Below are 25,572 nucleotides of genomic sequence, written 5' to 3' on the forward strand. Positions count from 1 at the left end.
GCCAGGTGAAGAGGTAGGGGAGAGTTAGATGAACAGGATCATCAACATCATCGGTATTTGCACGCTGGCCATGGCCGGTGCGTTGCTGACGCTGAGTGAGATTGCGCTGGCACAAACCGGTGCGGGTCAGACGCTGAACCGCGACGGCGTGGCGGTGGATTTCAACCTCAAGCCATTGGCCGCTGACGGCAAACTGCGTGAAGGTGAATTCGCCGATGTGCAGTTCCGCGTCACCGACAGCGCCTCCGGCCAGCCGTTGTCCGGGGTAGCGCCGGGGGCCTGGGTCGATCCGCAAACCCTCGCCGCCGATCAGGCCCAGGGCCGCGACCAGAGCTGCAAGGCCCGGGTCGGGGTGTTTCTCAAATCCAACATCGGTGCGCGACCGTTGCTCGACCTCAACAGCTATTTCCTGCTGGTGATGAACCGCGACGCGAGCATCGCCGTGGTCGATCCATCGGTATCAGTCGGCGGTATCACCAGCACCCTCGCGCGGATCGAACTCAAGCAACCGCCGATGGATTGGGTCACGCCCAAAGACAACAAACGCGTGTTCGTTTCCATGCCGACAGCGGGCGAAGTGGCCGTCATCGACAGCGAACAATTCAAGGTTCTCGATTCGATTAAAGCCGGCAGCCAACCGGTGCGCCTGGCGCTGCAACCGGATGAACGTCTGCTCTGGGTCGGCAACAACGCCAGCAAAGCCGAAGACTCCGGCGTCACAGTGATCGACAGCCAAAGCCTCAAACCCCTCAAATACTTGCAGACCGGGCGCGGCCACCACGAAATCAGCTTCAGCAAGGACAGCCGCTTCGCCTTCGTCAGCAACCGTGACGACGGCACCGTCAGCGTGGTCGACATCGCCAGCCTGAACATCGTCGAGCAAATCAAAACCGGCTCGCATCCGTTATCAGTTGCCTATTCGCCATTGTCCGGCGCGGTGTATGTGGCCGATGGCAAGGACGGCACCGTGACCGTGATCGACGCCAACACGCACGCCGTCCGCCGGGTGATCAAACTGCAACAAGGCCTCGGCCCCATGGGTTTCAGCGCCGACGGCCGCTTCGGCGTGGTGCTCAACACCGTGGAAAACCGCGCCAGCATCATCGACGCCGCGACCAACGGCGCCATTCACGACCTCGACGTCAGCGCCGAACCCTACCAAGTGGTGTTCACCCAGGCCTACGCCTACATCCGCGGACTCGCTTCACCGAAAGTCACCATGATCAACCTGTCTTCTTTAGGCGAAGGCCGCCAGCCGATCAGCCAGAGTTTCGAAGCCGGCCCGCAAGCGCCGCGTCTGGCTGGGGATTTGCCGCTGGCCTCAAGCCTGGCGGTGTCGCGCGACGACAACGCGGTGTTCGTGGTCAACCCGGTCGACAACACCACCTACTTCTACGCCGAAGGCATGAACGCGCCGATGTCCGGCTACCCCAACCGTGGCCAGATCGCCCGCGCCGCCATGGTCATCGATCGCAGCTTGCGCGAAATCTCGCCGGGACTGTACAGCGCGCGGGTGAAGCTGCCGGCGGCGGGGCGCTTTGACGTGGCGTTCCTGCTCAATCAACCGAACATCATTCACTGCTTTACCGCGCAGATCGAAACCAATGGCGCCCTGGTAAAACACTTCGGCGCACCGAAAGTCGAGTTCCTCCTCGACAAGACTGCCGTGGCGCTCAACGACCCCTACGTCGTGCGTTTCCGCATCGTGCAGGGCAAAGACAAAACCCAGCGCAGCGGCGTGAAAGACGTGCAATTGCGCTACTACCTCGCGCCCACCTCGCATCCCCGCGAAGTGGCGGCGCTGGAAGTCGCCGACGGCGTGTATGAAGCGCCGATCACCCTCGACCGCAGCGGCGCTTGGTATCTGCATGTGCGTGCGGCCTCTTTGGGCGCCGGTTTCGATGACAAGACCTTTGCCAGTGTTCGGGTAGCCCCCGGCCAGGCCCGTTGAAGAGGAGTTTCGACATGAACCGATTTGCATCCACTGGCCTGCTGACCCTGTGCCTGTTGAGCCTCGGCATCCAACAAGCCCAGGCCCATTCGGCGGACGAACACGCCGGGCACAACGCCCCGGCCAGCAATACCCAGGAACACGCCCAGGTGAAGTTCGCTAACGTGCCACTGCTTGATCAGAACGGCAAAACCGTACGCCTGGAACAAGACCTGGTGGAGGGCAAAATCGTCGTCATGAGCTTCATCTACACCAGTTGCACCACGGTGTGTCCGGTGGTCTCGTCGATCATGGGCAAGGTGCAGAAAAAGCTCGGTGCGCGGGTCGGCAACGAAGTGCAACTGGTGTCGATCAGCATCGACCCGCAGCGCGACGACCCGAAACGCCTGCAGGATTATGCCCGCACCTTCCAGCGCGGGCCGGGCTGGAGCTGGCTGACCGGCTCGCCGCAGTCGATCAATGAAACCCTCAAGGGCCTCGGCAGTTTCAGTGGCGACTTCAAGAATCACCAACCGTTGATCCTCGTCGGCGACGGCAACAATCGTCACTGGATGCGCTATTACGGCTTCACCGATCCAGCACTGTTGGCCAAGGAAGTGGAAAAACTCAGCGGCCTGCGCACCCACGCCAAACACACAGCCATCGCCATGGAGCAACAGCCATGAGACTGCTCGACTGGATCGCCCTGACCGTGTGCTTCTGGATTCTTGGTAACGTCGCGTTTGCTCACGAAGACCACGTCTCTGAGCCGCCAGCCGCTGTGGCCGCCGCGCCGGCCAAAGGTACCCACGACGCGAAAACCTGGTTCACCGACACGCCTTTACAGGATCAGAACGGCGCGACCCTGCGCTTCTACAGCGATGCGCTGCAAAACCGCATCGTCCTGCTTAACGTGATCTTCACCAGTTGCAATGACGCCTGCCCGCTGATCACCCAAAAGCTCAAGGAAGTTCGCGAGCTGCTGGGTGACAAGGCGCAAGACATCACCTTTATTTCCCTTACCAGTGACCCGCTGCGCGATACGCCGGCGGTGCTCAAGGCTTACACCTTGAAGCAGGGTTCCGATGACCCTCATTGGCTTTTTCTTACCGGCGACAAGGCGCAGATGGACCTGGTATTGAGTCGCATCGGCCAAATCGTACCGACGCCAGAGCAACACTCCACGCAGTTGATCGTCGGCGATGTCGCCAATAAACGCTGGAGCAAAATCCGTCCCGACGCCCCGGCTGCCGCCATTGCCCAGCGCTTGCAGTTGCTGACAATGCCCGTGGCCGGCCGCTGAGTCCGCGCCATGAAACGCTACCGCGTCCTCGCCATGGTCCTGCTCGCCGGCGTCAGCCTTGGCACGAGCGCTGCGCCGCTGACACCCGAAGAGGCGGCGGGAAAACGCTTGTACCGCCAAGGCTTGTCGGCCAGTGGCGAAGCGATCATGGCGCGGGTCGGCACGGCGGATGTGTTGCTGCCGGCGACCAGCCTGCCGTGCGCCAACTGCCATGGCGCCGATGGCCTCGGCCGACCTGAAGGTGGCGTGCGTCCCCCCGAATTGAACTGGGCGCGACTGACCAGCACGTATGGCCAGCAACAGGTCAACGGCCGCAGCTATCCGGCCTACAGCGAAAGCACGCTGGCCACGGCCATTGAGCAGGGCCGCGACCCCGGCCACAACCGTCTCGACCCGAGCATGCCGCGCTTTCTGCTGTCGATGAAGGATCAGCGCAACCTCACCGCATACCTCAAGCGCCTCGCCGATGAGCGTGATCCCGGCCTCGATGCCGAGACCTTGCACCTTGGCACCTTGCTGCCCAGCCAAGGGCCGCTGGCCGAGGAGGGTATGACCGTTGCGGCGGTGCTCAACGGCAGTGTCGCGCGGATCAATCAGGCCGGTGGCATTCACGGCCGGCAGTTGCGCTTGACGGTGATCGATCCCGGCCCGGACCGCGCCAGTGCCGAGCAAGCCTTGCAGCAGTTGATCGAGCAGGAGCAGGTGTTCGCCCTGATCGCACCGCTGGCCCCGGCTCTTGACAGCGAACTGGGGGCACGCCTGGAACAGGCCGGGGTGCCACTGATCGGGCCGATGTCGATCCTCGGCACCCTGCAGGCCAGTCCGCAGATATTCGAGCCATTACCGGGATTGCGTGAGCAGTTGATCGCTCTGGCCGATTACGCCACGGCCAGTTTGCGCGTGCTGCAAGGGCCGACGCTGATTGCTTATCCCAATGACCCGATCCAGACGCAAGCCGCGCAAAACCTCGGCCAGTACTTGCAGGATCACGGCTGGCAGAAAGTCCATCTGCAAGCCTACGACCCGGCGGCGGATGCGCTGCCGCTGGGTTCGCGTTCGGTGTTTTATCTGGGCACTGGCGGCGGCTTCAGTCGTCTGGCGACGCGGCTGCAAAGCGCCGGGCAAGTGCCTTACCTGTTTGCCGCCTCTAGTCAGGTGGCGGGTGATCTGCTGCAAGTCCCCGACGGATTCACCCGGCGGGTGTTTCTCGCCTATCCGTTCGTGCCCAGCGACTGGACCCAGGCTGGGCGCATGGCCCTGACGTTACTGCGTGAAGGCCAAGGCCTCGGCGCCCAGCACGCGGTGCTGCAAGTCGGCGCCTACGCCTCGATGCTGCTGCTCAGCGAGGGCATGAAACAGGCTGGCCGCGACGCCAGCCGCGAGAAACTGGTGACGGCGCTGGAAGGCCTGCACGACTTCGACACCGGCCTGACCCCGCGCCTGAGTTTCGGTCCCGGTCGACGGCTGGGCTTGAGCGGCGCGCATGTGGTTACCGTGGATTTGCCCGATCAACGTTTCTATCTGGTCGCACCCTATAAACCGATGGTTGCCAGCCCCTGAACGGAGGGCCCGATCATGAAACTCACAACGCTGATCTTGCTGCTGACTTGCTGGCTGCCGCTGGCGTGGGCGAATAACGAGCCGGCCGTGGCACGGGTCAACGGCGCGGAGATTTCCGGGTTTCGCTTCGAGCGCTTCTTCGCCGAATACCTGGAAGATCAGGGCCGCGCGGTGACGAGTATTCGCAGCCCCAAGGCCTACAAGGAACTGCGCCAGGCCGCGTTGCAAATGCTGATCGACAAAGAATTGCTGTGGCAGGAATCGCAGAAACGTGGCCGGCAGATCGACGAGCAAGCGCTGCGTCAGCAGATCGAGCAAACCCGCATGGCCATCGGCGGCGCGGATAAATTCGTCCGGCGCTTGCAGGACGCCGGTTTCGATGAGGTCTCCTTCACCGAGTACACCCGCCGCGAACTGGCGGCGCAGCAGATGTTCGCCGAACTGATCCGCGCCAATACCTTGCAACCCCGTCACCTGTTGATCCGCGTGCCCGTGCAAGCAGATGCAGCCACAGTGGCTCAAGCGCGTCTACGCTTGATGCAAATGCGCGCCTCGATTGTCAGCGGGGCGAGTTTTGCCAGCCAACCACTGCGTTCACCGTTTGGCTGGCATGTGATTTATTTGCCGAACCACTTGGAGGCCGCCGATGTCCCAGATTTACAGGGGCTGGATACAGTCAGGGCAGAGCTCGCCCGACAGCAACAGACCCAGGCTCGTCGCCAAGTGCTCGCGCAATTACGGGTGCAGAACAGGATCGAACGAATTGACGACGACTGAAGGTTCCCCCCCAATAGTGGGGAATGGCTTCGATGCCCATTCAGGTGCTTCCCCGTTTCTGGGGAACGGGGTACCAGGACGAGCGGGCATTGTCATTAAATTCAAGGACATGAAGACATAAAATTACCGGCGCTCAGCCTGGCATGAAGTGTGCGTTACCCCTGGTAAGGCGCACTCTCAGGGCGGGGTCATCGGACCTGCTGTTTCAAGGAGTCGACCTTGGTTAACAAAGTACTGGTTGTCGAAGACGAGCAGCTGCTTGCACAGAACCTTCAGGATTATCTGTCGGCGCAGGGGCTGGACGTCGCGATTGCACATGACGGAGCGACGGCTATCGGTTTGGCCGAAACCTTTGCCCCCGACGTGCTGGTGTTCGATTACCGCTTGCCCGATATGGAAGGCTTTGAGGTGCTCGACGCGGTCCGCCAGAACAGGACGTGCCATTTTGTGCTGATAACGGGTCACCCGACCGCTGAAGTCTGTGAGCGGGCGCGGCAACTGGGGGTCAGCCACATCCTGTTCAAACCGTTTCCCTTGGCGGAACTGGCGCGGGCGGTCTGCGACCTTCTGGGCATCAAGCGCGAAGCGAAACCCGGTGCGAGCCCTTCCGAGGGTTTTGTCGAACGACGCCAGAGCAGGACCGAGAGCTTCCCGTTGCAGTTGTACGATGGCAGTTGGGTGTTGGCGGATCGGCGACGACAGTTGCACGCCATGGCACCGGACGACGATCAAATGCTCACCGGGGAGTAATGGCGCGAACAGACGTTCCGGCACTTGCCGCCAAGGTTTGCCGCGCCGACAGGGCTCTAAGCCCCGGTTGGAGAGCAAGCCATGGAACGTCTGTCCGTTGTCGTCGAACCGCTGTTGGCCACAAGTGCCCGCGCGCGCTTTCCCAGTGAATACTTTTCCAGCGAGCAGTTGTCCCAGGCCCGGGCGCGGGCCGCCACCTCCGGCGAACGCGTCCTAGAAGCCCTCGGCGTGCTCTGCGAACTGGCGCCGATGCCGTTCATTCACACCCTTGGCGCCACCCTGCATTACCCGGTGCTCGACACCGACAGCCTGTTTGCCGCGACGCCGGTGTTCGACCGGGTCACCCTCGCGCAATGCCTGAAACGTGAATTCATCCTGCTGCGCCACAACGACGAAGTCATCGGCGTATTTGCCGACCCCTTCGACCCGGCGCGCCTGGCCTGGATCGACGAATGCCTGCACGGCGCGCCGCTGCATCTGGTGCACGCCGATGACCTCAAGGCCTATCTGGCCCGCCACGAAGAAAGCTTCCACGCCGTCGAATCGCTGAACGCTCAGGGCGACACTCACCACGAAATCGACACCCTGCAAAGCCTGTCGCTGACCAGCATCAGCGAAGACGCCAGCAGCGTGGTGAAACTGGTCAACTCGACCCTTTATGACGCGCTGAAAATGCACGCCAGCGACATCCATCTCGGCACCACCGGCCATGGCCTGGTGATCAAGTACCGCATCGACGGCGTGCTCAACAACATCAGCAAAGTCCAGGGCAACGAATTCGCCGAGCAGGTGATTTCGCGGGTCAAGGTCATGGCCGAACTGGACATCGGCGAAAAACGCGTGCCGCAAGACGGTCGCTTCAAGATCGGCATCAGTGGCCGCCAGATCGACTTTCGCGTGTCGATCATGCCGAGCATCTTCGGCGAAGACGCGGTGCTGCGCGTCCTCGACAAACAGGATCTCGCCGACAAGGTCTGCGGCGTGCAACTGCAGGCGCTGGGCTTTGAAGACGAAACCCTGCGCCAGTTGCGCCGCCTCGCCGCCGAGCCCTACGGCATGGTGCTGGTGACTGGCCCGACCGGCAGCGGCAAAACCACCACGCTGTACGCGATGATCACCGAGATCAACCACGGCGTGGACAAGATCATTACCATCGAAGACCCGGTTGAATATCAATTGCCGGGGGTCCTGCAAATTCCGGTCAACGAGAAAAAAGGCCTGACCTTTGCCCGGGGCCTGCGCTCGATCCTGCGCCACGACCCGGACAAAATCATGGTCGGTGAGATCCGCGACCCCGACACCGCGCAGATCGCCGTTCAGTCGGCGCTCACCGGCCACCTGGTGTTCACCACCATCCACGCCAACAACGTCTTCGACGTGATTGGCCGCTTCACGCAAATGGAAATCGACCCCTACAGCCTGGTCTCGGCGCTCAACGCGATTCTCGCCCAGCGCCTGATCCGGCTGGTGTGCGCCAGTTGCAGCGCACCGGTCAATCCAAGCGATGAAGAACTGCGCGCCTCGGGCCTCGATCCGCAGAAAGTCGACCACTACCACTTCGTCCACGGCAAGGGCTGCGGACACTGCCGGGGCAGCGGTTATCGCGGGCGCACGGCGATTGCCGAGCTGCTGCACCTCGACGACGAACTGCGCCAGATGATCGTCGAGCGCCAACCGATCACCCAAATCAAAGCCCTGGCCTGTGCCCGTGGTTTGCGCCTGCTGCGCGAATCGGCGCTGGAGCTGGTGGAACAAGGTCGCACCACGCTGGAGGAGATCAATCGTGTCACATTTATCTCGTGAGCGTTTTGTCGCCGTGCTCGGCGCCAGCGGTGTTGGCCTCGGTCAGCGGCGCGGTAGCGACACCCTGTGGCTGGGCAGCGTCGGCTACATCGACGAAGGCTTCCAGAGTTACGCGGTGGCGCTGGACACCCTCGATCGCCTGCTCGGTGAACACGCCCGCGCCGGTGCCGAATTGAGCGTGGTCATCTCCGGGCATTTCAGCCGCTTCTGCCTGGTGCCATGGAGCGCGCAGATCAGCAGCCCGGAAGAACTGCGCGGCTTTGCCCAACTGTGTTTCGAAGACCTGTTCGGTCCACCAACCCAACCGTGGAGTCTGGTGTTGTCCGCTGAACCGGCCGGTTACGACCGCATCGCCAGCGCCTTGCCGCAAGACTTGCTCGAACGCCTGCGCACGCTGGTCAGTGCTCGCGGTTTGCGCCTGCGCTCGGTGCAGCCGTACCTGATGGCGGCGTTCAACCGCTTCGACAAAAGTCTCGATGCCGGCGACTTCCTCTTCGTCGTCGCCGAGCCGCAGCGCAGCGTGTTGTTGCTGGCGAGGGAAGGGCGCTGGGCTGGCGTGCGTTCGGTGGGAGGCAGCGACAGCGATGCCGCGTTGAATGCACTGATCGGTCGCGAACGGCAGTTGCAAGCCTCGACCAGCGAACGCGGGTTCAACGTGTATCTGCATGCCCCGGCGCGCCTCGATGCGCATCCGGACGTGGCGGGGGTGCAACTGCGCACCCTTGAAGACGACGCGATGACCGTGCGTGACGGCTTGTACGTCATGTCCCGGGCGGTGGCCTGACATGCGCGCGCTTAATCTCGATTTTCAGCCACGGCCACGTTCCGGCCCGTTGGGCTGGAGCCTGCTCGGCGGCGGCGTGCTGCTGGCGCTGCTGTGCTTCGKCGTGCAACAGCACCTCGACGCGCACACCGAACAGCAACAAGGTCATCTGCAAACCACGCAGCGTCAGCTCACCGGTGACAGCGTCGCCAAGTCCACCCTGAGCCCGGCGCAAATCCGCGAGCAAGCGGCGAACCTCGCCGAGATGCGCAAGGTCTCGCAACAACTGCGCCGGCCGTGGGAACGCCTGTTCGCCATGCTCGAAGCGATGCCGCGCGATGACGTCGCGCTGCTGAGCCTGACCCCGGATGCCCGTAAAGGCCAGGTCCGCATCAGCGCTGAAGCGCGGGATCTGCAAGCGATGCTCGATTTCCACAAACGACTGGAAGCCAGCGACGAGCTGTCCGACGTGTCGCTGCTGAGCCACGAAATTGTCGTCAAATCGCCGGAACAACCGGTGCAATTCAACCTGTCGGCGACCTGGGAGATGGGCGATGCGAATCCCTAGACTGATCGTCCACGAATACCTGCAAGGCCTCGGCATTCCGGGCCTGGCCGGGTTGGCGCTGCTGCTGGTCGCCGTGGCTTGGGCACTCGGTGGCTTGCTGCCGGGCTGGCAATCGTTGCAGCACTTGAGCCAGCAGACTCAGGAAGCCAGCGCGTACCTGGCCAAGGTTGAAGACGGCAGCATCGCGCCGCCGGTGGTGCCGCAGCGTCAGCTCGACGACTTCCGCAACAAACTGCCGGCGCAGCCGCAAGCCACGGTCGCCATCGACCGCATCTACGCCCTCGCAGCCCAGGAGCACATCACCCTGGCGCGCGGTGAGTACGCCCTCGGTGTCGACCCGAAAACCCATCTGGCGCGCTATCAGATCCTCTTGCCAGTGCGCGGCAGCTACCCGCAACTGCGCCGCTTCGTGCACGCCTTGCTCGGTCAGTTGCCGGCGGTGGTGGTGGAAGACCTCGAGTTGCAACGCAAGAAGATTGGCGACACCGACCTCAATGGCCGGATCCGTATGACCCTTTACCTGTCGAGGTCGTGATGAATACCAAGCGCGTGACAGGTTGGTTAGCGTTCTTCGGCGTAGCGGCGGCGCTGGCGTGGTTGCCGGCGTATTTCTCGCCAACCGAGGACGCCGATTCGAATGAAGTGGCCGTCGCCACGCCGGTGAAAACCCGGGGCGCGCTGCCGGCCAGCACCGCCAAGGCCAAAGACGCGCCGATCAGGGACCTGAGCCCGGCCGGCGATCTGTTCGCGGCGAAATCCTGGAAGGCCGCGCCGACCCTGGCCACGGTCACCGAACAAGCGATCAACCCGGCCACAGTGGTGCAAGCCCCGAGCCTGCCACCGGTGCCGTTTCAGTTCGTCGGTCGGCTGCATGACCGCAGCGACCTGCAAGTGTTTTTGCAGAACGGCGAAAAGATCTACGTCGTGCGCAACGGGGATGTGATCGACGACACCTGGAAGATCACCGGCATTTCCGATCTGGAATTGAGCCTGGTTTACCTGCCTTTGCATTTGTCGCAGACCTTGTCTGTGGGGAGTACGCAATGAACCGTTCCCGTTTGCTGATGAGCCTGGGCCTGTGTGCCGGGCTGGCCGCGTGCAGCACTGCGCAGGTGGCCAACAAGGAAGCCGCCGACCTGATTGAACAGGGTCAGTACGAGGCGGGGCTGGCGCGGATCGAAGAAGGCCTGCGTGAAAACCCTCGCGACACCGAATTGCACCTGCTGCTCAACACCGGCCGGGCCAAGGCGATCACGGCGTTGCTGACGGCCGGCGACACCGACCGCGCGCGTCGCGATTTCACCTCGGCGCGCACCGCTTACATGCGCGTGCTGACCATCGAGCCGAACAACCGCCGCGCCCAGGATGCCCTGAAGCAGATGGAGTACCTGCGCAGCATGGACGAAAAACTCGAGCTGGCCCGTGGCGATCTGCGTCGCGGCGACATCTACGGCGCTGATCGTCAGGTCAAACAGATCCTCGAACTCGACCCGGCCAATGAAGGTGCGTTGGAGCTGCAAGGCAACATTCGCCTGGTGCAGAGCCGCAACGTGATTGCTTATCCGCAACTGCGCACCAAGCTCGATCGTCCGGTGACTCTGGAATTTCGTGACGCCAACCTGAAGACCATTTTCGAAGTGCTGTCGCAGGTCGCCGGACTGAATTTCATCTTCGACAAAGACCTGCGCCCGGACATGAAAGCGACGATCTTCGTGCGTGACGTGCGCATCGAAGACGCCGTGACCTTGCTGCTGCAACAGAACCAGTTGCACCAGAAAGTGGTGAACGAAAACACCTTGCTGATCTACCCCGATTCGCCGCAGAAAGTGAAGGATTACCAGGAACTGGTGATGCGCACCTTCTACCTGACCAGCATCGACGCCAACACCGCGCTGAACATGGTGAAAACCATGCTCAAGACCCGCGACGTGTTTGTCGACGAACGCCTCAATACCCTGACCATGCGCGACACCGAAGATGCCGTGCGCATGGCCGAGAAACTCCTGCAATCGCAAGACCAGTCCAACCCGGAAGTGGTGCTCGAAGTGGAGGTGATGGAAGTCGCCACCCAGCGCATTCTCGACCTTGGCCTGCAATGGCCGAGCACCTTCGGCGTGGTCAACTCCGATGGTTCGCCGGTCACGCTGCTCGGGCAACTCAAAGGCATCAACTCCGACCGCATCTCCATCGGCCCGTCGCCGCAAGCCAAGATCAACGCGCAGGACAACGACATCAACACCCTCGCCAGCCCGGTGATTCGCGTCAGCAACCGTGAGCAGGCGCGCATCCACATCGGGCAGCGTGTGCCGATTATCAGCGCCACCTCGGTGCCGTCGACACAGGGGCCGGTGATCACCGAAAGCGTGACCTATCTGGATGTCGGTCTGAAGCTCGAAGTGACCCCCACCGTGCACCTGAACAACGAAGTGGCGATCAAGATCGCCCTGGAAGTGAGTAACGCCACCCCGCTGGAACCGACTCGCCAGGGCACGATCCCGGTGCAGGTCGACACCCGCAATGCGCAAACTTCGCTGCGTCTGCACGACGGCGAAACCCAGATCCTCGCCGGGCTGGTGCGCAACGACCACGGCGCCACCGGCAACAAGATTCCCGGCCTCGGTGACATTCCCGGACTCGGCCGCTTGTTCGGCAGCAACAAAGACACCATCGGCAAATCCGAACTGGTGCTGTCGATCACCCCACGGATCGTGCGCAACCTGCCGTACCAGAGCCCGTCGGACATGGAGTTCTCCACCGGTACCGAAACCAGCATGCACATTCAGGCACCGGATCGTTCGCAGAGTTACGTGATGCCGTCGCCTGCCGCGCAGCCACGTGCCGTCGGTGAATCGGCCGTGGCCACCACCCGCGTCACTGTCGAGAAGCCTTGATCATGAACGCCTCCCAACGCGGTTTCACCCTGATCGAAGTCGTGGTGACGCTGGCCCTGATCGGCCTGTTGGCGAGCATGGCTGCGCCGCTGACCGAGACCCTGGTGCGGCGTGGCAAGGAGCAGGAATTGCGCAACGCGCTGTACCAGATTCGCGATGCCATCGACGCCTACAAACGCGCCTTCGATGCCGGGTACATCGAGAAGTCGCTGAACAGCAGCGGCTACCCGCCGAACCTGAAAGTACTGGTCGAAGGCGTGCGCGATGTGCGCAGCGCGAAGGGTGCCAAGTTCTACTTTTTACGCCGCATCCCGCGCGATCCGCTGGTGCCGGCGAAACGGGATGACGAAGGGGGTTGGGGCGTGCGCGCCTACGACAGTTCGGCTCAGAACCCGCGCGATGGCGAGGACGTGTTCGACGTCTACTCCCACGCCCGGGGCAAGGGCCTCAACGGCATCGCCTATCGCGAGTGGTGAACCTCATGCGCCGGGAAAAAGGTTTTACCTTGCTGGAGCTGATGGTAGTGATGGCGATCATCGCCACGCTGATGACCATCGCGCTACCGCGCTACTTCAACAGCCTTGAAGCGTCGAAGGAAACCACGCTGCGCCAGAGCCTGTCGGCGATGCGCGAGGCGCTGGATCACTTCTACGGTGACACCGGGCGCTACCCGGATTCCATCGAGCAACTGATCGAACAACGTTACCTGCGCAATGCGCCACTCGATCCGATCACCGAACGCAAAGACCAGTGGGTGCTGATCGCGCCACCGGACGGCGTCGCCGGTGGTGTGGCCGACATCAAAAGCGGTGCTACCGGGAGGGCGCGTGATGGCAGCCAGTATTCCGAGTGGTAACCGCGCGCAGCAGGGCGGCTTCACTTACCTGGGCGTGCTGTTCCTGATTGTGGTGATGGGCATGGGCCTGGCCAGTGCTGGCGAGTTGTGGTCGACCGCCTCGCGCCGTGACCGTGAACGCCAGTTGCTCTGGGTCGGTACTCAGTACGCCCAGGCGCTGCGCAGCTACTACCGCAGTTCGCCGGGGCTGGCGCAGTACCCGAAAGAATTGGTCGATCTGCTCGACGATCAACGTTTTCCAGAAGCGAAACATCATTTGCGTCAGCTTTATCCAGACCCGATCGGTCAGGGTGAATGGGCAGTACAACGCGGTTTCGATGGACGCATCACCGGCCTCAACAGCCCGTCGACCGAGCTGCCGTTGAAGCAGGCGGGCTTCCCGTCGCAGTGGTCGGATTTCGAAGGCATGCAGCGTTATTCGGACTGGCAGTTCGTGGCTGAAAAAGCCTTTCTTGAGGGCACTGGCACTAGTAGCGGGGGCCCGGCCAAAGGCCAGTCAAATTTGCCGCAGGCGTTGCAGCCATGACTAGCCAATGGTGGTGCGCGCTGATCCTCACCGCTGTGGCGTGCTGCGCCCACGCCGGTGAAGAAGACGAAATGATGGGCTTCATCGTCGACGACACGATCTCGCACATCGGCCACGACTTTTACTACTCGTTCAGTGAACGCCTGCGCGACACCAGCCCGATGGATTTCAACCTGGTGGTGCGCGAGCGCCCCGACGCGCGCTGGGGCAGCCTGGTGACCGTGGAATATCAGCAACGCCTGGTTTATCGGCGCTTCCTGCCGCCGAACACCGTGGAACTGAAGGACGAGGCCTACGCGGCCGCCGACTGGGTTCGACGCCAGGTTGTCCAGCGCAAGCTGGAGGCTCTGTTGCAGGACACCACCGACCTTGAGAAGGACGAATTATGAACAGCACAACGTTCTCACGGCGCAGCGGATTCTGGATCTCGGGGTTGTTGATCGGGCTCGCCAGCGTTGCGGCTGTCCAGGCCACTGAACTGGTCTACACGCCGGTCAACCCGTCGTTCGGCGGCAACCCGCTCAACGGCACCTGGCTGCTCAACAACGCGCAGGCGCAAAACGATTACGACGACCCTGATCTCAAGAGCCGTTCGACCGTGGCCGGCACCTCGGCGCTGGAGCGCTTCACCAGTCAATTGCAATCGCGGCTGCTAGGGCAGTTGCTGGACAACATCTCCACCGGCAACACGGGGAGCCTGTCCACCGACTCTTTTATCGTCAACGTCATCGACGACTCCGGGGCACTGAGCATTGAAGTGACCGATCGAGCGACCGGTGAGGTTTCGGAAATTCAGGTGAACGGCCTCAACCCATGACGGGCTGACGGTTCCGGGGAGTGATGGACATGAAAAAGATCATCGCGTTAGGGCTGCTGTTGGCGACATTACAAGGGTGCAGTCTGCGTGAGCCGATGTCGGCCGAGCAGGACACCGAAACCCCGACCTTGACTCCAAGGGCTTCGACTTATTACGACTTGCTGAAGATGCCGCGCCCCAAGGGGCGGTTGATGGCGGTGGTGTACGGCTTCCGTGACCAGACCGGGCAGTACAAACCGACGCCGGCGAGTTCGTTTTCCACCAGCGTGACTCAGGGTGCGGCGTCGATGTTGATGGACGCGATGCAGGCCAGTGGCTGGTTTGTGGTGCTGGAGCGGGAAGGGCTGCAGAACCTGTTGACCGAGCGCAAGATTATTCGCGCGTCGCAGAAGAAGCCGAATACGCCGGTGAATATTCAGGGTGAGCTGCCACCGTTGCAGGCGGCGAACATGATGCTCGAGGGTGGGATCATCGCTTATGACACTAACGTGCGTAGCGGTGGGGAAGGGGCGCGGTATCTGGGGATTGATCTGCAGCGTGAGTATCGGGTGGATCAGGTGACTGTGAATTTGCGTGCGGTGGATGTGCGCAGCGGGCAGGTGTTGGCGAATGTGATGACCAGCAAGACGATTTATTCGGTGGCGCGTAGCGCGGGGATTTTCAAGTTTATCGAGTTCAAGAAGTTGCTTGAGGCTGAGGTCGGGTATACGACGAATGAGCCGGCGCAGTTGTGTGTGTTGTCGGCGATTGAGGCGGCGGTGGGGCATATGGTGGCGCAGGGGATTGAGCGGCATTTGTGGCAGGTGGCGGGGGACGCTTCTACGCCTGGGCAGGATGATGTGTTGAATCGGTATTTGAGCCAGAACAAGGTTGATCCGGAGGCGGAGTGAACGTGGCGGCCTTCGGGCCGACCAGGTTCTTGCAGAGGTTGGCGGGGCTGATGATATTGAGAATGTCCCCAAAACCTGTGGGAGCTGGCTTGCCAGCGATGGCGGCCTTATAGCCGACCAATCTCTGGCAGATGTACCCAGTTCCAATTGTGGGAGTGAGCTTGCTCGCGAAGGCTTTTTGTCAGGCGTTGGGGTTCTTTCTGGCTGAGTACATATCCATTCCTGCGGCAACGGCCACCTAGGGTTTCGCCCTGACGGCGACTTACTTTTTTTACAAACGCCTAAAAAAAGTAAGCAAAAAAACGCTTGCTCCTGCGTGCGGCCCGCTCGCTGGGGCTCGGGGTTCCTTCGCTGCGGGATCGATCCGGGCGCAGCGCCTACGGTTTGCTGCGCTGCACCTCCTCTCGCTGTGTTTGGCTGCGCCAAACGGTCGCTGCGCTCCCACGCCCGGATCAATCCCTCCACTCAGCCTTCCGACGTCGCCCGTGGATCAAGATCAAAAGCTGCAGCCGAGCTAACGCTCATCCTGTTGAGTGGGGCGGCTTTGCCGCTTGGGTTGTACGCACATTAAAACTGTGGGAGCGAGCTTGCTCGCAAAGGCGGCCTGACAGCTGCCCAATCTCTTGCTGACAGCACGCGATTCAATTGTAGGAGTGAGCCTGCTCGCGATAGCTATCTCTCAGACACAGTAGCTATTGCGGATGTACCCAAATCCTTGTGGGAGCTGGCTTGCCAGCGATGGCGATCTATGAGCCGACCAATTCCCGCCGGTTGCACACATTCACTGTAGGAGCTGCCGAAGGCTGCGATCTTTTGACTCTGATTTTTAAAGATGAATATCAAAATCAAGATCAAAAGATCGCAGCCTTCGGCAGCTCCTACACATGCGTATTTCAATTCGGGATGTTTAAAGGATGTTTCGATTTTGCGGAACCTTCCCACAAGGTTTTCAGGTTGTCCGTCGGACGTCCGGTCTCTAGCCTGTGTTCGTCGCTGCCAATTCAGTGACCGGGCGTGGAAACCCGAGTAACTACAGAGCGCACAAGCGCCATTCATAACGTATCCTTACGCACCTTCACTGTGTGCAATTTGTTATGGCGGCTGTGCGTGGGAGACCTTGTGTCTGCCGGGTTGCCTCTGTCCCGGGTTTCCAACCTGCGTACAGCTGCCACCTATTCGCTTGGAAACCGAATGGGGCCAGCTATAACCGTCATACAGGGTAAATAATCATGAAAAAACCAACACCCAACCCCCCAGAACCAGACACCAACACCACATCCCCCTACGCCTCAGTCGACAGCAAAAAACTCCATGAAGCTGCCGACCGCGCCCTCGATTTCTACCTCAACCCCTCCGCCCACATTATGTCCAGCGCCAACGAGCCGGAACCCATGTACCTCGCCAACCCCAGGTACAACACTGAATCCCTGCTCGCCAACGCCAGCGAAACCCTCGGCTCGGCCAGCGAAATGCTCATCAACTTCGCCGCCTCCCTGGAAACTTCACAACGCAAGACTGCTCTGGGCATCGCACAAGTCGTCATGCTGGGCGAACTGGCGGTGAATCAAGCGCTGGATCACGTCGAGTTGAAGGATGGCTGATTGATCGTTCCCACGCGCAGCAAAGGAATGCAGCCCTTGACGCTCTGCGTCAAATTCGCGAGTTGGAACGCGGAGCGTCCCGAGAGGCATTCCCACGCAGAGCGTGGGAACGATCAAAACGCGCATGCAAAACGCTCAAAATATTTATCCGACCCACCACTTGATAAATGATCAGGTAATTGGGGTGCACGACCATCTCGCGAGTACCGGGCGCTCGACCCATTCGATAGAGGTGTGGATGTTGAGCAAGGGTAACCGTAGCGCCTTCGATAGCTTGGGAAAGTCTGTCAGCCGCTACTAAGTTCCTGTCACTGATGTAATCAAGTATTTTCAGGAGTTCAGCCCGAGCTTCGGGCTGCCACTCAACCTGCATCGTATTTTTTACGCTTTGCTTCCATCAGGGAACGCATCTCGGCCATAACCTGATCATTTGGAATGCTCGGTCTTGTATCACTCATCGAAGCCTGCACTTTGGCGATTAACCAACGGTCATAGCTCGCGGCCTGCTCTTCGGGGTCAAGATCTGAAACAACTGGGCACAGTGGGTCGATTAAAGACGGGTCGATCATGGCACCTCCGGGTTTAATGCCTCGAAGTCTATTCGGTAAAGCATTTGCTGTCGTCGCTGGCTGGATGAATAGCACGTTGGTCAAGCTCCATGAGGATCAATTTGTCCCAAAGAATCCTAGACGCCCTGCTTCCGACGGCCAACCGCTAGACGTGGTAGGAAAACGTGCAGCTTTTCCATAAACCATTCATTTTTCTGTAGGACGTGGCGCGTCTGGGCTTTAAACAACGCGTGTCGTTGATCGGTCCTACGGACACAAAAAAACCGCGACCCCCCTCACCAGAGAATCGCGGCCCATCAACACCCAACCCCTACTGCTGCAACACCGTCGCCTGGTTAGCCGACCCAAACTGCTGAATATTCGCCGTCTGCGTAACCCCACTCTGATCGACATTGGCAATGTTCCCCGTGCCGCCCTGGGTCACGTACGCCACGTTCATCGTGTCCGCCTGTTTCACCGTGATCATGTTGTCACTGCCATACAACTGCGCGGTATACGCCTGGTTGCCAGACCCGGACTGATCAAACTCAGCACTGTTGCCGGTGCCATTCGAAGAACCCTGCACCAGGTTGCCCGTGCCGCGCTGATCCGAGATCAAAATGTTGTCGCTGCCGTTCTGATCAAAATACAGCTCGTTATACGACTCAGCCTGACTGACCGTGGTCTTGTTGCCAGCCCCGGTCTGGTGCGTGGTCATCACATGGCCGACGCCATCCTGAGTGAAGCTGGCGATGTTGCCATTGCCCGCCTGGGTGACGGTAGCACGCTGGTTACTGCCGAACTGTCCACCCGATTGCGGGCCTTTCCAGTTGCTGGCGTAGACCTTGTTGTCATTGCCCACCGAGGTGGCGCTGAGCGTGTGGCCGTCGCCGCTCTGATAGGTGTAGTGGACGTTGCCATTGCCGACTTGATACAGCGCCAGTGTCGAGTTGACCGATTCGAATTGGTCGGCGTAGATCGCGTTGCTGTTACCGACCTGGGTGACGACGGCGCTGTTGTTTTCGCCGAAGCTTTGGTCGACCACGGTTTCGTTGCTGTCGCCGTATTGGTTGACGGTGGCCTGACTGGCGAGTTGCGCGTCCTGCCAGATTTCGCTGCCGTTGAGGTTGCCGAACTGGTTGATGGTGATGTTGCCGCCGGTGCCGTTGCGCTGGTCGCCGTAGGCGTAGTTGCTTTCGCCGGCCTGGTTGATGCCGATCTGGCCGCCGTTATGAGTGACCTGTTCGGCGGTGCCGTAGTTGGCGGTGCCGTATTGGGTGATCACTGAACTGTTGCCGCTGCCTTCATAGAGTTGTTCGATGTTGGCTTCGTTGCTGTCGCCGAACTGGAAGGTTTTGCCTTCGCTGCCGTTCTGCGAATCCTGATAGATGAACGAGAAGTTGCCCGTGCCTTGCTGCTGTTGCAGCGCGCTGTTCGGTGAACCGAAGCCCAACGACTGGCTGGCGTGGGCGGTGTTGAAGGCGCCGATCTGTTGTTGGGTGATGGTGGCGTTGTCTTCGTAAAGTTGTTCGGCGTAGCCGGCGTTGTAGTCGCCGACCGCGTCCTGGGTGATCACGCTGCTGGCGTGGTCTTGCACGGCGGCGGCGTCGTTGCCCTGGCCCAGTTGGGTCTGGGTGGCGGTGCTGAACGGTGCCTGGGTCTGTTTCACGTCGGCGATGTTGGCGGTACCGACCTGGCTTTGGTTGGACAGGCTGTCGTCGGCCATCGCCTGGGCACTGATCATGACCAGGAGGGCGGCGGTGAGGGGCGTCAGTTTGAACATGATGATCTCTCCGATGATTTGCAGTGCTTAGCGATATTGCTTGACCGAAACGCTCATGCCGTTGCCCGACTGGGTCACGGCGCTTTGCAGCCCCGCGCCGGCCTGCTCGATGCTGGCGTCGTTGTTGTTGCCGTTTTGCGAAATCTGCGCGCGGTTGTGGCTGCCGTTCTGAGTGATCGAGGCGGCGTTGCCGGAACCGTTCTGGTTGATCAGCGCCATCAGGTCGCTGCCCTGTTGCAGGATGTACGCCTCCTGATTGCTGCCCGACTGCACGATCTGCCCGAGCAGCGACTGACCGTTCTGTTGCAGCAGGGCGACGTTGGCCTGGCCGAGCTGGTCGATCAGGGCTTGCTGACCCACCGGAGGGGGCAGTTCGCCGAGGTCGCTGCTGGTCGGGGCCAGGTCGTCGTTGTCCATCAGGTCGTCGGCGCGCACGCCCGCAGTGCTGCACAGCAGGAGCAGGCAAAGCAGGGCGGCGGTCGGCGTGTTCATGGCTCACATCCTGTCAGGCGTTAACCGGTTCGAAGTCGGCCCCAGCCACCCGCGAGTGGCTGGGGATCTGGCTTACAGCGTGGTCACCGAGACCGTGCGCACGGTGCCCTGGGACGAGCGGATCGTCGCGGTCGGGTTGGCCGATGGCACTACCGTCGTGTTGTTCAGCGTCAGCCGCCAGCGTCCGGTGACCGGTACGGTGGTGGTGCCGAGGGTGACCAGCCCGGTCGGGGTGGTGACCTGCACGGTGATGGTGTTGCCGGTGGTCACTGACGAGGTGCCGGTGAAGTCCCAGTTGAAGCGCCCGCCCGAGCGTGCCTGCACCGTGGAAGCGGTGACGGTGAAGGTTTCCGCTGCTGGCCGTGGCGACACTTGCACCGTGACCGTGGCCGGCGTCGACAGGGCGCCGAAGCTGTCCCGGGCGATGTAGGTGAAGGTCGTGGTGAACGCCGTGGTGACGGTGGCCGGTGGGGTGTAGGTGATTACCGTGCCGTCAGTGCTGACCGTGCCACGGCCGGCGGCCGGTTGGGTCAGGCTGGCGACGCCCAGCGGTACGTTGCCTTCCGGATCGGTGTCGTTGGCCAGTACGTTGATCGGGATCGCAACGCCCAACGTGGCGACGCTGTCGGCGACGGCGGTCGGTGCCCGGTTTGGCGCGACGGTGATCGTCACGGTGGCCGGGTTGGCCGAGGCCAGACCTTTGGCGTCCTGCGCTTTGTAGGTGAAGGTCGTGGTCAGTGGCGTGTTGACCACGGCTGGCGGCGTGTAGACCACGGCGGCGGTGCCGCTGAGGGCGACGGTGCCTTGGCCGGCCGCCGGTTGGGTCAGCGCGGTGATGCCCAGTGGGTTGTTGCCGTCGGGATCGCTGTCGTTGGTCAACAGGCTGAGGGTGATCGGCACGCCGAAACTGGTGCTGCCGGTGTCGGCGTTAGCGATCGGTGCCTGGTTTTCGCCGGTGTCCGGTGCGGTGCCGACTACGACGACTGCTTCAGTGTCACTGCCACCAGCGGCGGATTTCACCGTCACGGTGGCCGGTGGCTGAGTCAGGTCGGCGACGGTGATGCGCTGCAGGGTGCCGGACTTCGATAGACGTCCGTAGCCTTGGGCAACCATGTCCGGGATCGCTACTTCATCGGTCGATGTCGCTTCGATCAACAAGGTTTTGTTGGACCAGTTGTAGCGCGCAGTCTGCACTTTCACCACGTCGGTGAGCTTGCTCGACACCGATGTCGGGCGTGTGGTCCCGGCCGGGTTGGTCGCGGTCACGACGACGACTGACGGCAGGGTGCCGTTGCCCAGGCGCTGACCGAAGAACAAACCGGTATTGTCACCGGTCAGGCTGGTCTGGCAAGGCGTTGGCGGTGGGCCGGGCAGCAGCGCCACGGTTTCGCGGAAGCACAGGGTCGAGCTGCTGTCAGCCTTGGCGAACACTTCGGCACGCACACCGGCCGAGGTGCGGCGATAGGTGGCGCGGTCGAGTTCGACAGCGGTTTGCTGACGGTTGTCGAGCACTTTGCCGGCGACGGTAAACAGGCTGGTTTGAATCGTACCCGCAGCGGATGGCCCGACGATGCGTACGAAGTTGGTGTCGAATGGGCTGCCGGTCACGGCCTCGGTGAGGTTCGGATCACCGACGAAAGTTTCGACACCGCCGCTGTCAGGATTCACTTCGGTGTAAGGGCCGTTGACGCTGCGCAGGAACGGGCCAATGGCACCGGTCAATGCGCCGCTGAAGTTGCCCGGCGCGCCGATGCCGATGTCCTTGGTGATGTTGATCGCACGGCGCCCGGGGGTGGTGACGTTGACCGTTTCGACGCCATACGGGTGGGTGATGGTGTATGTGCCGGCTACGGGAACGTTCACCCGGATGCGAATTCGCGCGAAAGCTATTTGATCGCCGTCCACCGGATTACCGGAGGAAAACGCTGCTTCTATCCCCGCGACATAAGCGTCCATGCCATAGCCCGCGCCGTTGTTGGGAATAGTGGTTTCGGCGAGAAACCAGAAGGCTTCCGGCGGCCAGTTGTCGGGGAACACCATCGGCAGGCTGTCATCGAAGATGCCCGGTTCCGGCAGCAGAGTGCACATGTAGGCCGGTGGCGTGCTGACCGCTACTCGCGAGCTGGCGGCGCGCGACTGGCAGAGCTCCATCGACAGCAGATTGTTGTCCTGGTACCACATCGGGAATTTCCCGGTGGCAAAAGTGTAGGGGCCGGGGTCGACGGCGGCGAGTTGCGCATAGGCACTGCCGGTCAGCGAGAGAGCGAGCCCGAGCGCGTTGAGCGCAAAGCGTGGCCACTTGTTCATGATGCCTCCTGATGCGGATCTGGGCATGTGAGCGTTCATTGCACGATGACCACTTCTTCGGTGTCGCTGCCGCCGTTGGACGACGTCACGCGCACCTTGGCTGGCGGTATCGGCGAGATCCCGGTGGCCAGACTTTTCAGCGCGCCGTCGCCGCTCAGCGCACCGATGGCGGCGCCGCTGCCGGAGGTGGCGGTGAGTACGGGTGGCGAGGTTTCGTCACTGGTCGAGGCCACCACGGTGAGTTGTCCGGAGCTCAGGCTGTATTGCGCGCTCTGGATCACTACCAGGTCGGTCAGGGTCATGGGCAGGGTGGTCGGCGTGCTGCTGGCGATGGCCAGGTGGTTGTCGGCGGTCACTTGCAGGACGCTCGGGACGGTCGGGTTGGCCGACGATTGCGCATACCAGGCACCGGTGGAGTTGGCTTCGGTCATGTTCAGCACCGGGGTGAAACTGGTCACGGCGACGGTGCCGGGCGCTGGTGGTGCGAGGACGAACACGTCTTGCTGGGCGACCGGTGCGCTGGTCCCCGCCTTGCGTGAGTAAGTGCTGCGCTGGGTAATCATTGGTGTGGGTCGAACTACCGTCGACAACTTGCCGGAGACGGCAAATGTCGTCGTCCGCAGATCCAGACCATTGGGGCCTTCGATGCGGATGAAGTTGGTGTTGAACGGGCTGCCGGTCACGGCTTCTTCAAGGTTCGGATCACCGACAAACTGTTCTGCCGAGCCAGTCACCGGGTTGGTTTCGGTGTAGGGCCCGTTGAGACTGCGCAGGAACGGTCCGACGTCACCCTTGAGCGCGCCGTCGTAGGTTTTCGGTGTGCCGATGCCGATGTCGCGGGTCATGTTGATCGCGCGGCGGCCGGGCGTGTCGATGTTGAACACTTCGACGCCATACGGGTGGGTGATGACGTAGGTGCCGGCCGTAGGAATATCGACCCGGATGCGGATCCGCGCGAAGCTGATCTGATCGCCTTCCGCCGGGTCACCGCCACTGAACGCGGCTTCGATCGCCGAACCGTAGGAGAGGTTGATGCCGCGCGCGGCGTCGACAATCGTGCCGTCAGCGGTGAACCAGAACGCCTCGTCGGGGAAGTTGCTGGGGAAGGCCAGCGGTTGAGCGTCATCGAATATGCCGGGGGCCGGCAGCAGCGAGCACATGTACGAAGGCGCGCCGGGTGTGCTCGGCACGCGTGAGCTGAGTGCTTTGGACAGGCACAGATCCAGGGTGCGACCGTGGGTGTCCTGATACCAACTGGCGAAACCGCCAGTGGCCACCGTGTACGGACCCGGGTCAACAGCAAACAAAGCGGCCTGGGCTATGCCCTGGGCCAACGCGCTCACGACCAGGACAGTCGCGGTTTTGGACAGTAAAGGGTGCATGAGTTAATCCCTCTATCGAAGTACCTGCCCCTTGGGGATGGGTCAGTTGCACAGGGCCTGTACACCTTCCATGCCAAGGTGTGGTGGATGGGCGGGAGATGGCCGGATTAGAGGGATTTGCAGGTGTGAAGTTGGGGTTTTTGGCCCGCGGGGAAAGGGCGTCATTCCCCAGAATCGGGGGCGGTGGGGATGACCATCATGGCCTGCCGAACACAGATCCTTGTAGGAGTGAGCCTGCTCGCGATAGCGGTATGTCTGTGATGAAAATGTCGACAGGCCCACCGATGCAGTCGAAATCGCTTCCGGTTGAGGAGGGCACGCTACGCTTGGGTTCGCGCAAGCAACCGTTCAACCTGCTGCGCTGGTTTTCGCTGATCAGCATGGCCGTGATCGGCACCGTGGCCATCGCACTGGGCGCGGTTTCAACGCGTTTCGTGATCGAAGAAAGCGTGCAGCGCGATGCCTTGCTCACCGCGCAGTTCATTCAGGCCATCGCGTCCGCCGAAGTGCGCCACGTGTCGATTCCCAACATCCGCACGATGGGCGAGTTGCTCGATCCACGTCAGGACAAGGATTTTCCCGATGTCGACCCGCAGGCCCGGGCAGGTGCGCGCGGTGAATTTCTCGACCACATCGAACACCTGCCGGACGTGATTCTCGCCAACATTTACGCGCCGGACCGCCAGGTGATCTGGTCGACCAATCCAGCGCTCATCGGCACCAGCATCCATGCCGACGAAGACCTTGATCGCTCCTTTAACGAAAAGATTCCGGTGTCGGCCAGTTACCACGACGTCGACAAGGCCCGGGAAGAGCAGAAGTTCGTCATCCCGCCGGATTACATCTTTATCGAGAACTACATTCCGCTGTTCGACGCCGAGGGCAAGAACGTTACGGCGATGGTCGAGATCTACAAGGAACCCAAGGATTTGATCACGCGCATGGAGCGCGGGCTGGCCCTGATCTGGCTAGCCACTGCGCTCGGCGGCGGGCTGATTTACCTGGGCCTGTACTGGATCGTCCGGCGCGCGGCGATTCTGCTCGCGGCCCAGCAAAAACAACTGATCGCCAATGAAACCTTTGTTGCCCTCGGCGAGATGTCCTCCGCTGTTGCGCATAGCCTGCGCAACCCGTTGGCGACGATCCGTTCCAGTGCAGAACTGGCGCTGGAGTTCGATGCCGGCCCGGCAGAAAAGAACATCAAGGACATCATCGGCCAGGTCGACCGCATGTCGAAATGGGTGCGCGAGTTGCTGCAGTCCCTGCGTCCGCTCAACGATGACCCGGAACCGGTGAACCTGGTAGCGGCGCTGCACGAAAGCCTTGTCGCTTTTGAACAGCAGATCGCCAAGGCCGGCGTGCAGGTGGTGTTTCATCCGCAACACACGCCGATGGTGCTCAGCCAACCGGTACAACTGACGCAGATCCTCAACAGCCTGCTGGCCAACGCGCTGGAGGCGATGGACAAGGGCGGCACATTGACTGTCAGCCTCGAACCGAGTGATGACCGTGGCGTGTGCGTGGTGCTCAGTGACACGGGTAAAGGCATGAACGAAGAACAACGGACCATGGCGTTCCGGCCGTTTTTTACCACCAAGTCTGGCGGCCTCGGGGTCGGTCTGGTGCTGGTCAAACGCATCATGGAGCGCTTCGGCGGCGGCGTGACCCTCGACAGCCGCGAAGGTGAGGGCACCTCGGTTCGATTGGCATTCCAATTAGTCCAATGACGGGCCTATTCCATTTCGCGGACTGCCGAAGACTGCGATCTATCGACTGATCGTTCCCTCGCTCTGCGTGGGAATGCAGCCGGGGACGCTCTGCGTCCCATGGAACGCGGAGCGTCCCTTGAGGCATTCCCACGCAGAGCGTGGGAACGATCAACACTTCCACCGCTGCAGAATTTCACGGGCCAAAAATTTATGAACTTCCCCCATCACTGGGTGTCAAGCCCCGGTCACCGGGGAGTGGGGAAACCCGCAGACCTTCCAAGTCCCTGTTACAACTGGAAATAATTTCTTGGCGCAC

At 61.5% G+C, this 25,572-nt stretch carries 26 protein-coding genes; 20 read left to right on the forward strand and 6 right to left on the reverse strand.

The annotated features are described in order from the left end of the window. The first annotated feature begins 28 nt into the window (after window positions 1–28). The 19 genes from AC1DVF_RS18420 to AC1DVF_RS18510 all read left to right on the forward strand — a co-directional run bounded on the left by AC1DVF_RS18420 (window position 29) and on the right by AC1DVF_RS18510 (window position 17,035). On the forward strand, window positions 29–1,951 hold the full coding sequence (locus tag AC1DVF_RS18420; RefSeq protein ID WP_477782925.1) for a YncE family protein: 1,923 nt from the start codon (window positions 29–31) through the stop codon (window positions 1,949–1,951). Between the two features lie 14 nt (window positions 1,952–1,965). Continuing rightward, window positions 1,966–2,616 (forward strand): SCO family protein, encoded by a 651-nt coding sequence (locus tag AC1DVF_RS18425; RefSeq protein ID WP_477782926.1) that lies wholly within the window; start codon window positions 1,966–1,968, stop codon window positions 2,614–2,616. Further along, window positions 2,613–3,233: an SCO family protein gene (locus tag AC1DVF_RS18430; protein WP_093439276.1), complete on the forward strand. Its 621-nt coding sequence runs from the start codon at window positions 2,613–2,615 to the stop codon at window positions 3,231–3,233. The genes AC1DVF_RS18425 and AC1DVF_RS18430 overlap by 4 nt, the downstream gene beginning before the upstream one ends. Before the next feature lie 9 nt (window positions 3,234–3,242). Further along, window positions 3,243–4,793, forward strand: coding sequence for an ABC transporter substrate-binding protein (locus tag AC1DVF_RS18435; RefSeq protein ID WP_477782927.1), 1,551 nt, complete (start codon window positions 3,243–3,245; stop codon window positions 4,791–4,793). Between the two features lie 15 nt (window positions 4,794–4,808). After that, window positions 4,809–5,570, forward strand: coding sequence for a peptidylprolyl isomerase (locus AC1DVF_RS18440; protein WP_460127883.1), 762 nt, complete (start codon window positions 4,809–4,811; stop codon window positions 5,568–5,570). Window positions 5,571–5,789: 219 nt separating this feature from the next. Beyond that, window positions 5,790–6,320, forward strand: a complete 531-nt coding sequence (locus AC1DVF_RS18445) for a response regulator (protein WP_034152602.1) — start codon at window positions 5,790–5,792, stop codon at window positions 6,318–6,320. A gap of 81 nt (window positions 6,321–6,401) precedes the next feature. After that, a complete protein-coding gene (locus tag AC1DVF_RS18450; protein WP_477782928.1) occupies window positions 6,402–8,123 on the forward strand; it encodes a GspE/PulE family protein in 1,722 nt (573 codons plus the stop codon). Continuing rightward, window positions 8,104–8,907 (forward strand): hypothetical protein, encoded by an 804-nt coding sequence (locus AC1DVF_RS18455; protein ID WP_477782929.1) that lies wholly within the window; start codon window positions 8,104–8,106, stop codon window positions 8,905–8,907. The genes AC1DVF_RS18450 and AC1DVF_RS18455 overlap by 20 nt, the downstream gene beginning before the upstream one ends. Window position 8,908: 1 nt before the next feature. After that, window positions 8,909–9,454 (forward strand): PilN domain-containing protein, encoded by a 546-nt coding sequence (locus AC1DVF_RS18460; protein ID WP_477782930.1) that lies wholly within the window; start codon window positions 8,909–8,911, stop codon window positions 9,452–9,454. Further along, complete coding sequence (locus tag AC1DVF_RS18465; RefSeq protein WP_093439253.1) at window positions 9,441–9,989, forward strand: GspMb/PilO family protein; 549 nt, start codon at window positions 9,441–9,443, stop codon at window positions 9,987–9,989. Before AC1DVF_RS18460 ends, AC1DVF_RS18465 begins: the two co-directional genes overlap by 14 nt. Further along, window positions 9,989–10,501 (forward strand): hypothetical protein, encoded by a 513-nt coding sequence (locus AC1DVF_RS18470; protein ID WP_477782931.1) that lies wholly within the window; start codon window positions 9,989–9,991, stop codon window positions 10,499–10,501. The genes AC1DVF_RS18465 and AC1DVF_RS18470 overlap by 1 nt, the downstream gene beginning before the upstream one ends. Continuing rightward, window positions 10,498–12,345 carry a secretin N-terminal domain-containing protein gene (locus AC1DVF_RS18475; RefSeq protein WP_093439246.1) on the forward strand — a complete coding sequence of 616 codons (1,848 nt, stop codon included), beginning with the start codon at window positions 10,498–10,500 and terminating at the stop codon, window positions 12,343–12,345. Before AC1DVF_RS18470 ends, AC1DVF_RS18475 begins: the two co-directional genes overlap by 4 nt. Before the next feature lie 2 nt (window positions 12,346–12,347). Then, window positions 12,348–12,821 carry a type II secretion system protein gene (locus AC1DVF_RS18480; RefSeq protein ID WP_016987878.1) on the forward strand — a complete coding sequence of 158 codons (474 nt, stop codon included), beginning with the start codon at window positions 12,348–12,350 and terminating at the stop codon, window positions 12,819–12,821. 5 nt (window positions 12,822–12,826) lie between these two features. Then, window positions 12,827–13,201 (forward strand): type II secretion system protein, encoded by a 375-nt coding sequence (locus AC1DVF_RS18485; RefSeq protein ID WP_007919395.1) that lies wholly within the window; start codon window positions 12,827–12,829, stop codon window positions 13,199–13,201. After that, complete coding sequence (locus AC1DVF_RS18490) at window positions 13,176–13,727, forward strand: type II secretion system protein (protein WP_093439240.1); 552 nt, start codon at window positions 13,176–13,178, stop codon at window positions 13,725–13,727. Before AC1DVF_RS18485 ends, AC1DVF_RS18490 begins: the two co-directional genes overlap by 26 nt. Then, the gene (gene csgE, locus AC1DVF_RS18495) at window positions 13,724–14,116 is read left to right on the forward strand and encodes a curli production assembly/transport protein CsgE (protein WP_477782932.1); all 393 of its coding nucleotides are present in this window, start codon (window positions 13,724–13,726) and stop codon (window positions 14,114–14,116) included. Before AC1DVF_RS18490 ends, csgE begins: the two co-directional genes overlap by 4 nt. After that, window positions 14,113–14,544, forward strand: a complete 432-nt coding sequence (locus AC1DVF_RS18500) for a curli assembly protein CsgF (protein ID WP_093439234.1) — start codon at window positions 14,113–14,115, stop codon at window positions 14,542–14,544. Before csgE ends, AC1DVF_RS18500 begins: the two co-directional genes overlap by 4 nt. 29 nt (window positions 14,545–14,573) lie before the next feature. Continuing rightward, entirely contained in the window at window positions 14,574–15,434 is an 861-nt protein-coding gene (locus AC1DVF_RS18505; RefSeq protein WP_034152592.1) for a CsgG/HfaB family protein, read from the forward strand. Window positions 15,435–16,663: 1,229 nt separating this feature from the next. After that, window positions 16,664–17,035 (forward strand): DUF6124 family protein, encoded by a 372-nt coding sequence (locus AC1DVF_RS18510; protein WP_427119516.1) that lies wholly within the window; start codon window positions 16,664–16,666, stop codon window positions 17,033–17,035. A 49-nt stretch (window positions 17,036–17,084) separates the two neighbouring features. Here the strand turns inward: AC1DVF_RS18510 and AC1DVF_RS18515 are convergent, their stop codons facing one another. The 6 genes from AC1DVF_RS18515 to AC1DVF_RS18540 all read right to left on the reverse strand — a co-directional run bounded on the left by AC1DVF_RS18515 (window position 17,085) and on the right by AC1DVF_RS18540 (window position 23,547). Further along, entirely contained in the window at window positions 17,085–17,408 is a 324-nt protein-coding gene (locus AC1DVF_RS18515; RefSeq protein WP_477782933.1) for a type II toxin-antitoxin system RelE/ParE family toxin, read from the reverse strand. After that, window positions 17,398–17,604: a type II toxin-antitoxin system RelB family antitoxin gene (gene relB, locus AC1DVF_RS18520; RefSeq protein ID WP_477782934.1), complete on the reverse strand. Its 207-nt coding sequence runs from the start codon at window positions 17,602–17,604 to the stop codon at window positions 17,398–17,400. The genes AC1DVF_RS18515 and relB overlap by 11 nt, the downstream gene beginning before the upstream one ends. A gap of 310 nt (window positions 17,605–17,914) precedes the next feature. Then, window positions 17,915–19,366: a curlin gene (locus AC1DVF_RS18525; protein WP_477782935.1), complete on the reverse strand. Its 1,452-nt coding sequence runs from the start codon at window positions 19,364–19,366 to the stop codon at window positions 17,915–17,917. Window positions 19,367–19,393: 27 nt separating this feature from the next. Beyond that, complete coding sequence (locus AC1DVF_RS18530; RefSeq protein WP_008077339.1) at window positions 19,394–19,858, reverse strand: curlin; 465 nt, start codon at window positions 19,856–19,858, stop codon at window positions 19,394–19,396. Window positions 19,859–19,930: 72 nt separating this feature from the next. After that, complete coding sequence (locus AC1DVF_RS18535) at window positions 19,931–22,165, reverse strand: Ig-like domain-containing protein (protein WP_477782936.1); 2,235 nt, start codon at window positions 22,163–22,165, stop codon at window positions 19,931–19,933. A gap of 35 nt (window positions 22,166–22,200) precedes the next feature. Further along, on the reverse strand, window positions 22,201–23,547 hold the full coding sequence (locus AC1DVF_RS18540) for a hypothetical protein (RefSeq protein ID WP_093439210.1): 1,347 nt from the start codon (window positions 23,545–23,547) through the stop codon (window positions 22,201–22,203). 266 nt (window positions 23,548–23,813) lie between these two features. Here AC1DVF_RS18540 and AC1DVF_RS18545 point away from each other — a divergent pair, with 266 nt between their 5' ends. After that, window positions 23,814–25,274 carry a sensor histidine kinase gene (locus AC1DVF_RS18545; protein WP_477782959.1) on the forward strand — a complete coding sequence of 487 codons (1,461 nt, stop codon included), beginning with the start codon at window positions 23,814–23,816 and terminating at the stop codon, window positions 25,272–25,274. The last annotated feature ends 298 nt before the right edge of the window (window positions 25,275–25,572 follow it).

Source organism: Pseudomonas sp. P4_D7 (genome assembly GCF_056401755.1).

Coding starts and splice junctions, on each gene's coding strand:
- AC1DVF_RS18420 (WP_477782925.1), top strand. CDS start 29: ATGAACAGGATCATCAACATCATCGGTATTTGCACGCTGGCCATGGCC.
- AC1DVF_RS18425 (WP_477782926.1), top strand. CDS start 1,966: ATGAACCGATTTGCATCCACTGGCCTGCTGACCCTGTGCCTGTTGAGC.
- AC1DVF_RS18430 (WP_093439276.1), top strand. CDS start 2,613: ATGAGACTGCTCGACTGGATCGCCCTGACCGTGTGCTTCTGGATTCTT.
- AC1DVF_RS18435 (WP_477782927.1), top strand. CDS start 3,243: ATGAAACGCTACCGCGTCCTCGCCATGGTCCTGCTCGCCGGCGTCAGC.
- AC1DVF_RS18440 (WP_460127883.1), top strand. CDS start 4,809: ATGAAACTCACAACGCTGATCTTGCTGCTGACTTGCTGGCTGCCGCTG.
- AC1DVF_RS18450 (WP_477782928.1), top strand. CDS start 6,402: ATGGAACGTCTGTCCGTTGTCGTCGAACCGCTGTTGGCCACAAGTGCC.
- AC1DVF_RS18465 (WP_093439253.1), top strand. CDS start 9,441: ATGCGAATCCCTAGACTGATCGTCCACGAATACCTGCAAGGCCTCGGC.
- AC1DVF_RS18470 (WP_477782931.1), top strand. CDS start 9,989: ATGAATACCAAGCGCGTGACAGGTTGGTTAGCGTTCTTCGGCGTAGCG.
- AC1DVF_RS18475 (WP_093439246.1), top strand. CDS start 10,498: ATGAACCGTTCCCGTTTGCTGATGAGCCTGGGCCTGTGTGCCGGGCTG.
- AC1DVF_RS18480 (WP_016987878.1), top strand. CDS start 12,348: ATGAACGCCTCCCAACGCGGTTTCACCCTGATCGAAGTCGTGGTGACG.
- AC1DVF_RS18485 (WP_007919395.1), top strand. CDS start 12,827: ATGCGCCGGGAAAAAGGTTTTACCTTGCTGGAGCTGATGGTAGTGATG.
- AC1DVF_RS18490 (WP_093439240.1), top strand. CDS start 13,176: ATGGCAGCCAGTATTCCGAGTGGTAACCGCGCGCAGCAGGGCGGCTTC.
- csgE (WP_477782932.1), top strand. CDS start 13,724: ATGACTAGCCAATGGTGGTGCGCGCTGATCCTCACCGCTGTGGCGTGC.
- AC1DVF_RS18500 (WP_093439234.1), top strand. CDS start 14,113: ATGAACAGCACAACGTTCTCACGGCGCAGCGGATTCTGGATCTCGGGG.
- AC1DVF_RS18505 (WP_034152592.1), top strand. CDS start 14,574: ATGAAAAAGATCATCGCGTTAGGGCTGCTGTTGGCGACATTACAAGGG.
- AC1DVF_RS18510 (WP_427119516.1), top strand. CDS start 16,664: ATGAAAAAACCAACACCCAACCCCCCAGAACCAGACACCAACACCACA.
- AC1DVF_RS18515 (WP_477782933.1), bottom strand. CDS start 17,408: ATGCAGGTTGAGTGGCAGCCCGAAGCTCGGGCTGAACTCCTGAAAATA.
- relB (WP_477782934.1), bottom strand. CDS start 17,604: ATGATCGACCCGTCTTTAATCGACCCACTGTGCCCAGTTGTTTCAGAT.
- AC1DVF_RS18525 (WP_477782935.1), bottom strand. CDS start 19,366: ATGTTCAAACTGACGCCCCTCACCGCCGCCCTCCTGGTCATGATCAGT.
- AC1DVF_RS18530 (WP_008077339.1), bottom strand. CDS start 19,858: ATGAACACGCCGACCGCCGCCCTGCTTTGCCTGCTCCTGCTGTGCAGC.
- AC1DVF_RS18535 (WP_477782936.1), bottom strand. CDS start 22,165: ATGAACAAGTGGCCACGCTTTGCGCTCAACGCGCTCGGGCTCGCTCTC.
- AC1DVF_RS18540 (WP_093439210.1), bottom strand. CDS start 23,547: ATGCACCCTTTACTGTCCAAAACCGCGACTGTCCTGGTCGTGAGCGCG.
- AC1DVF_RS18545 (WP_477782959.1), top strand. CDS start 23,814: ATGTCGACAGGCCCACCGATGCAGTCGAAATCGCTTCCGGTTGAGGAG.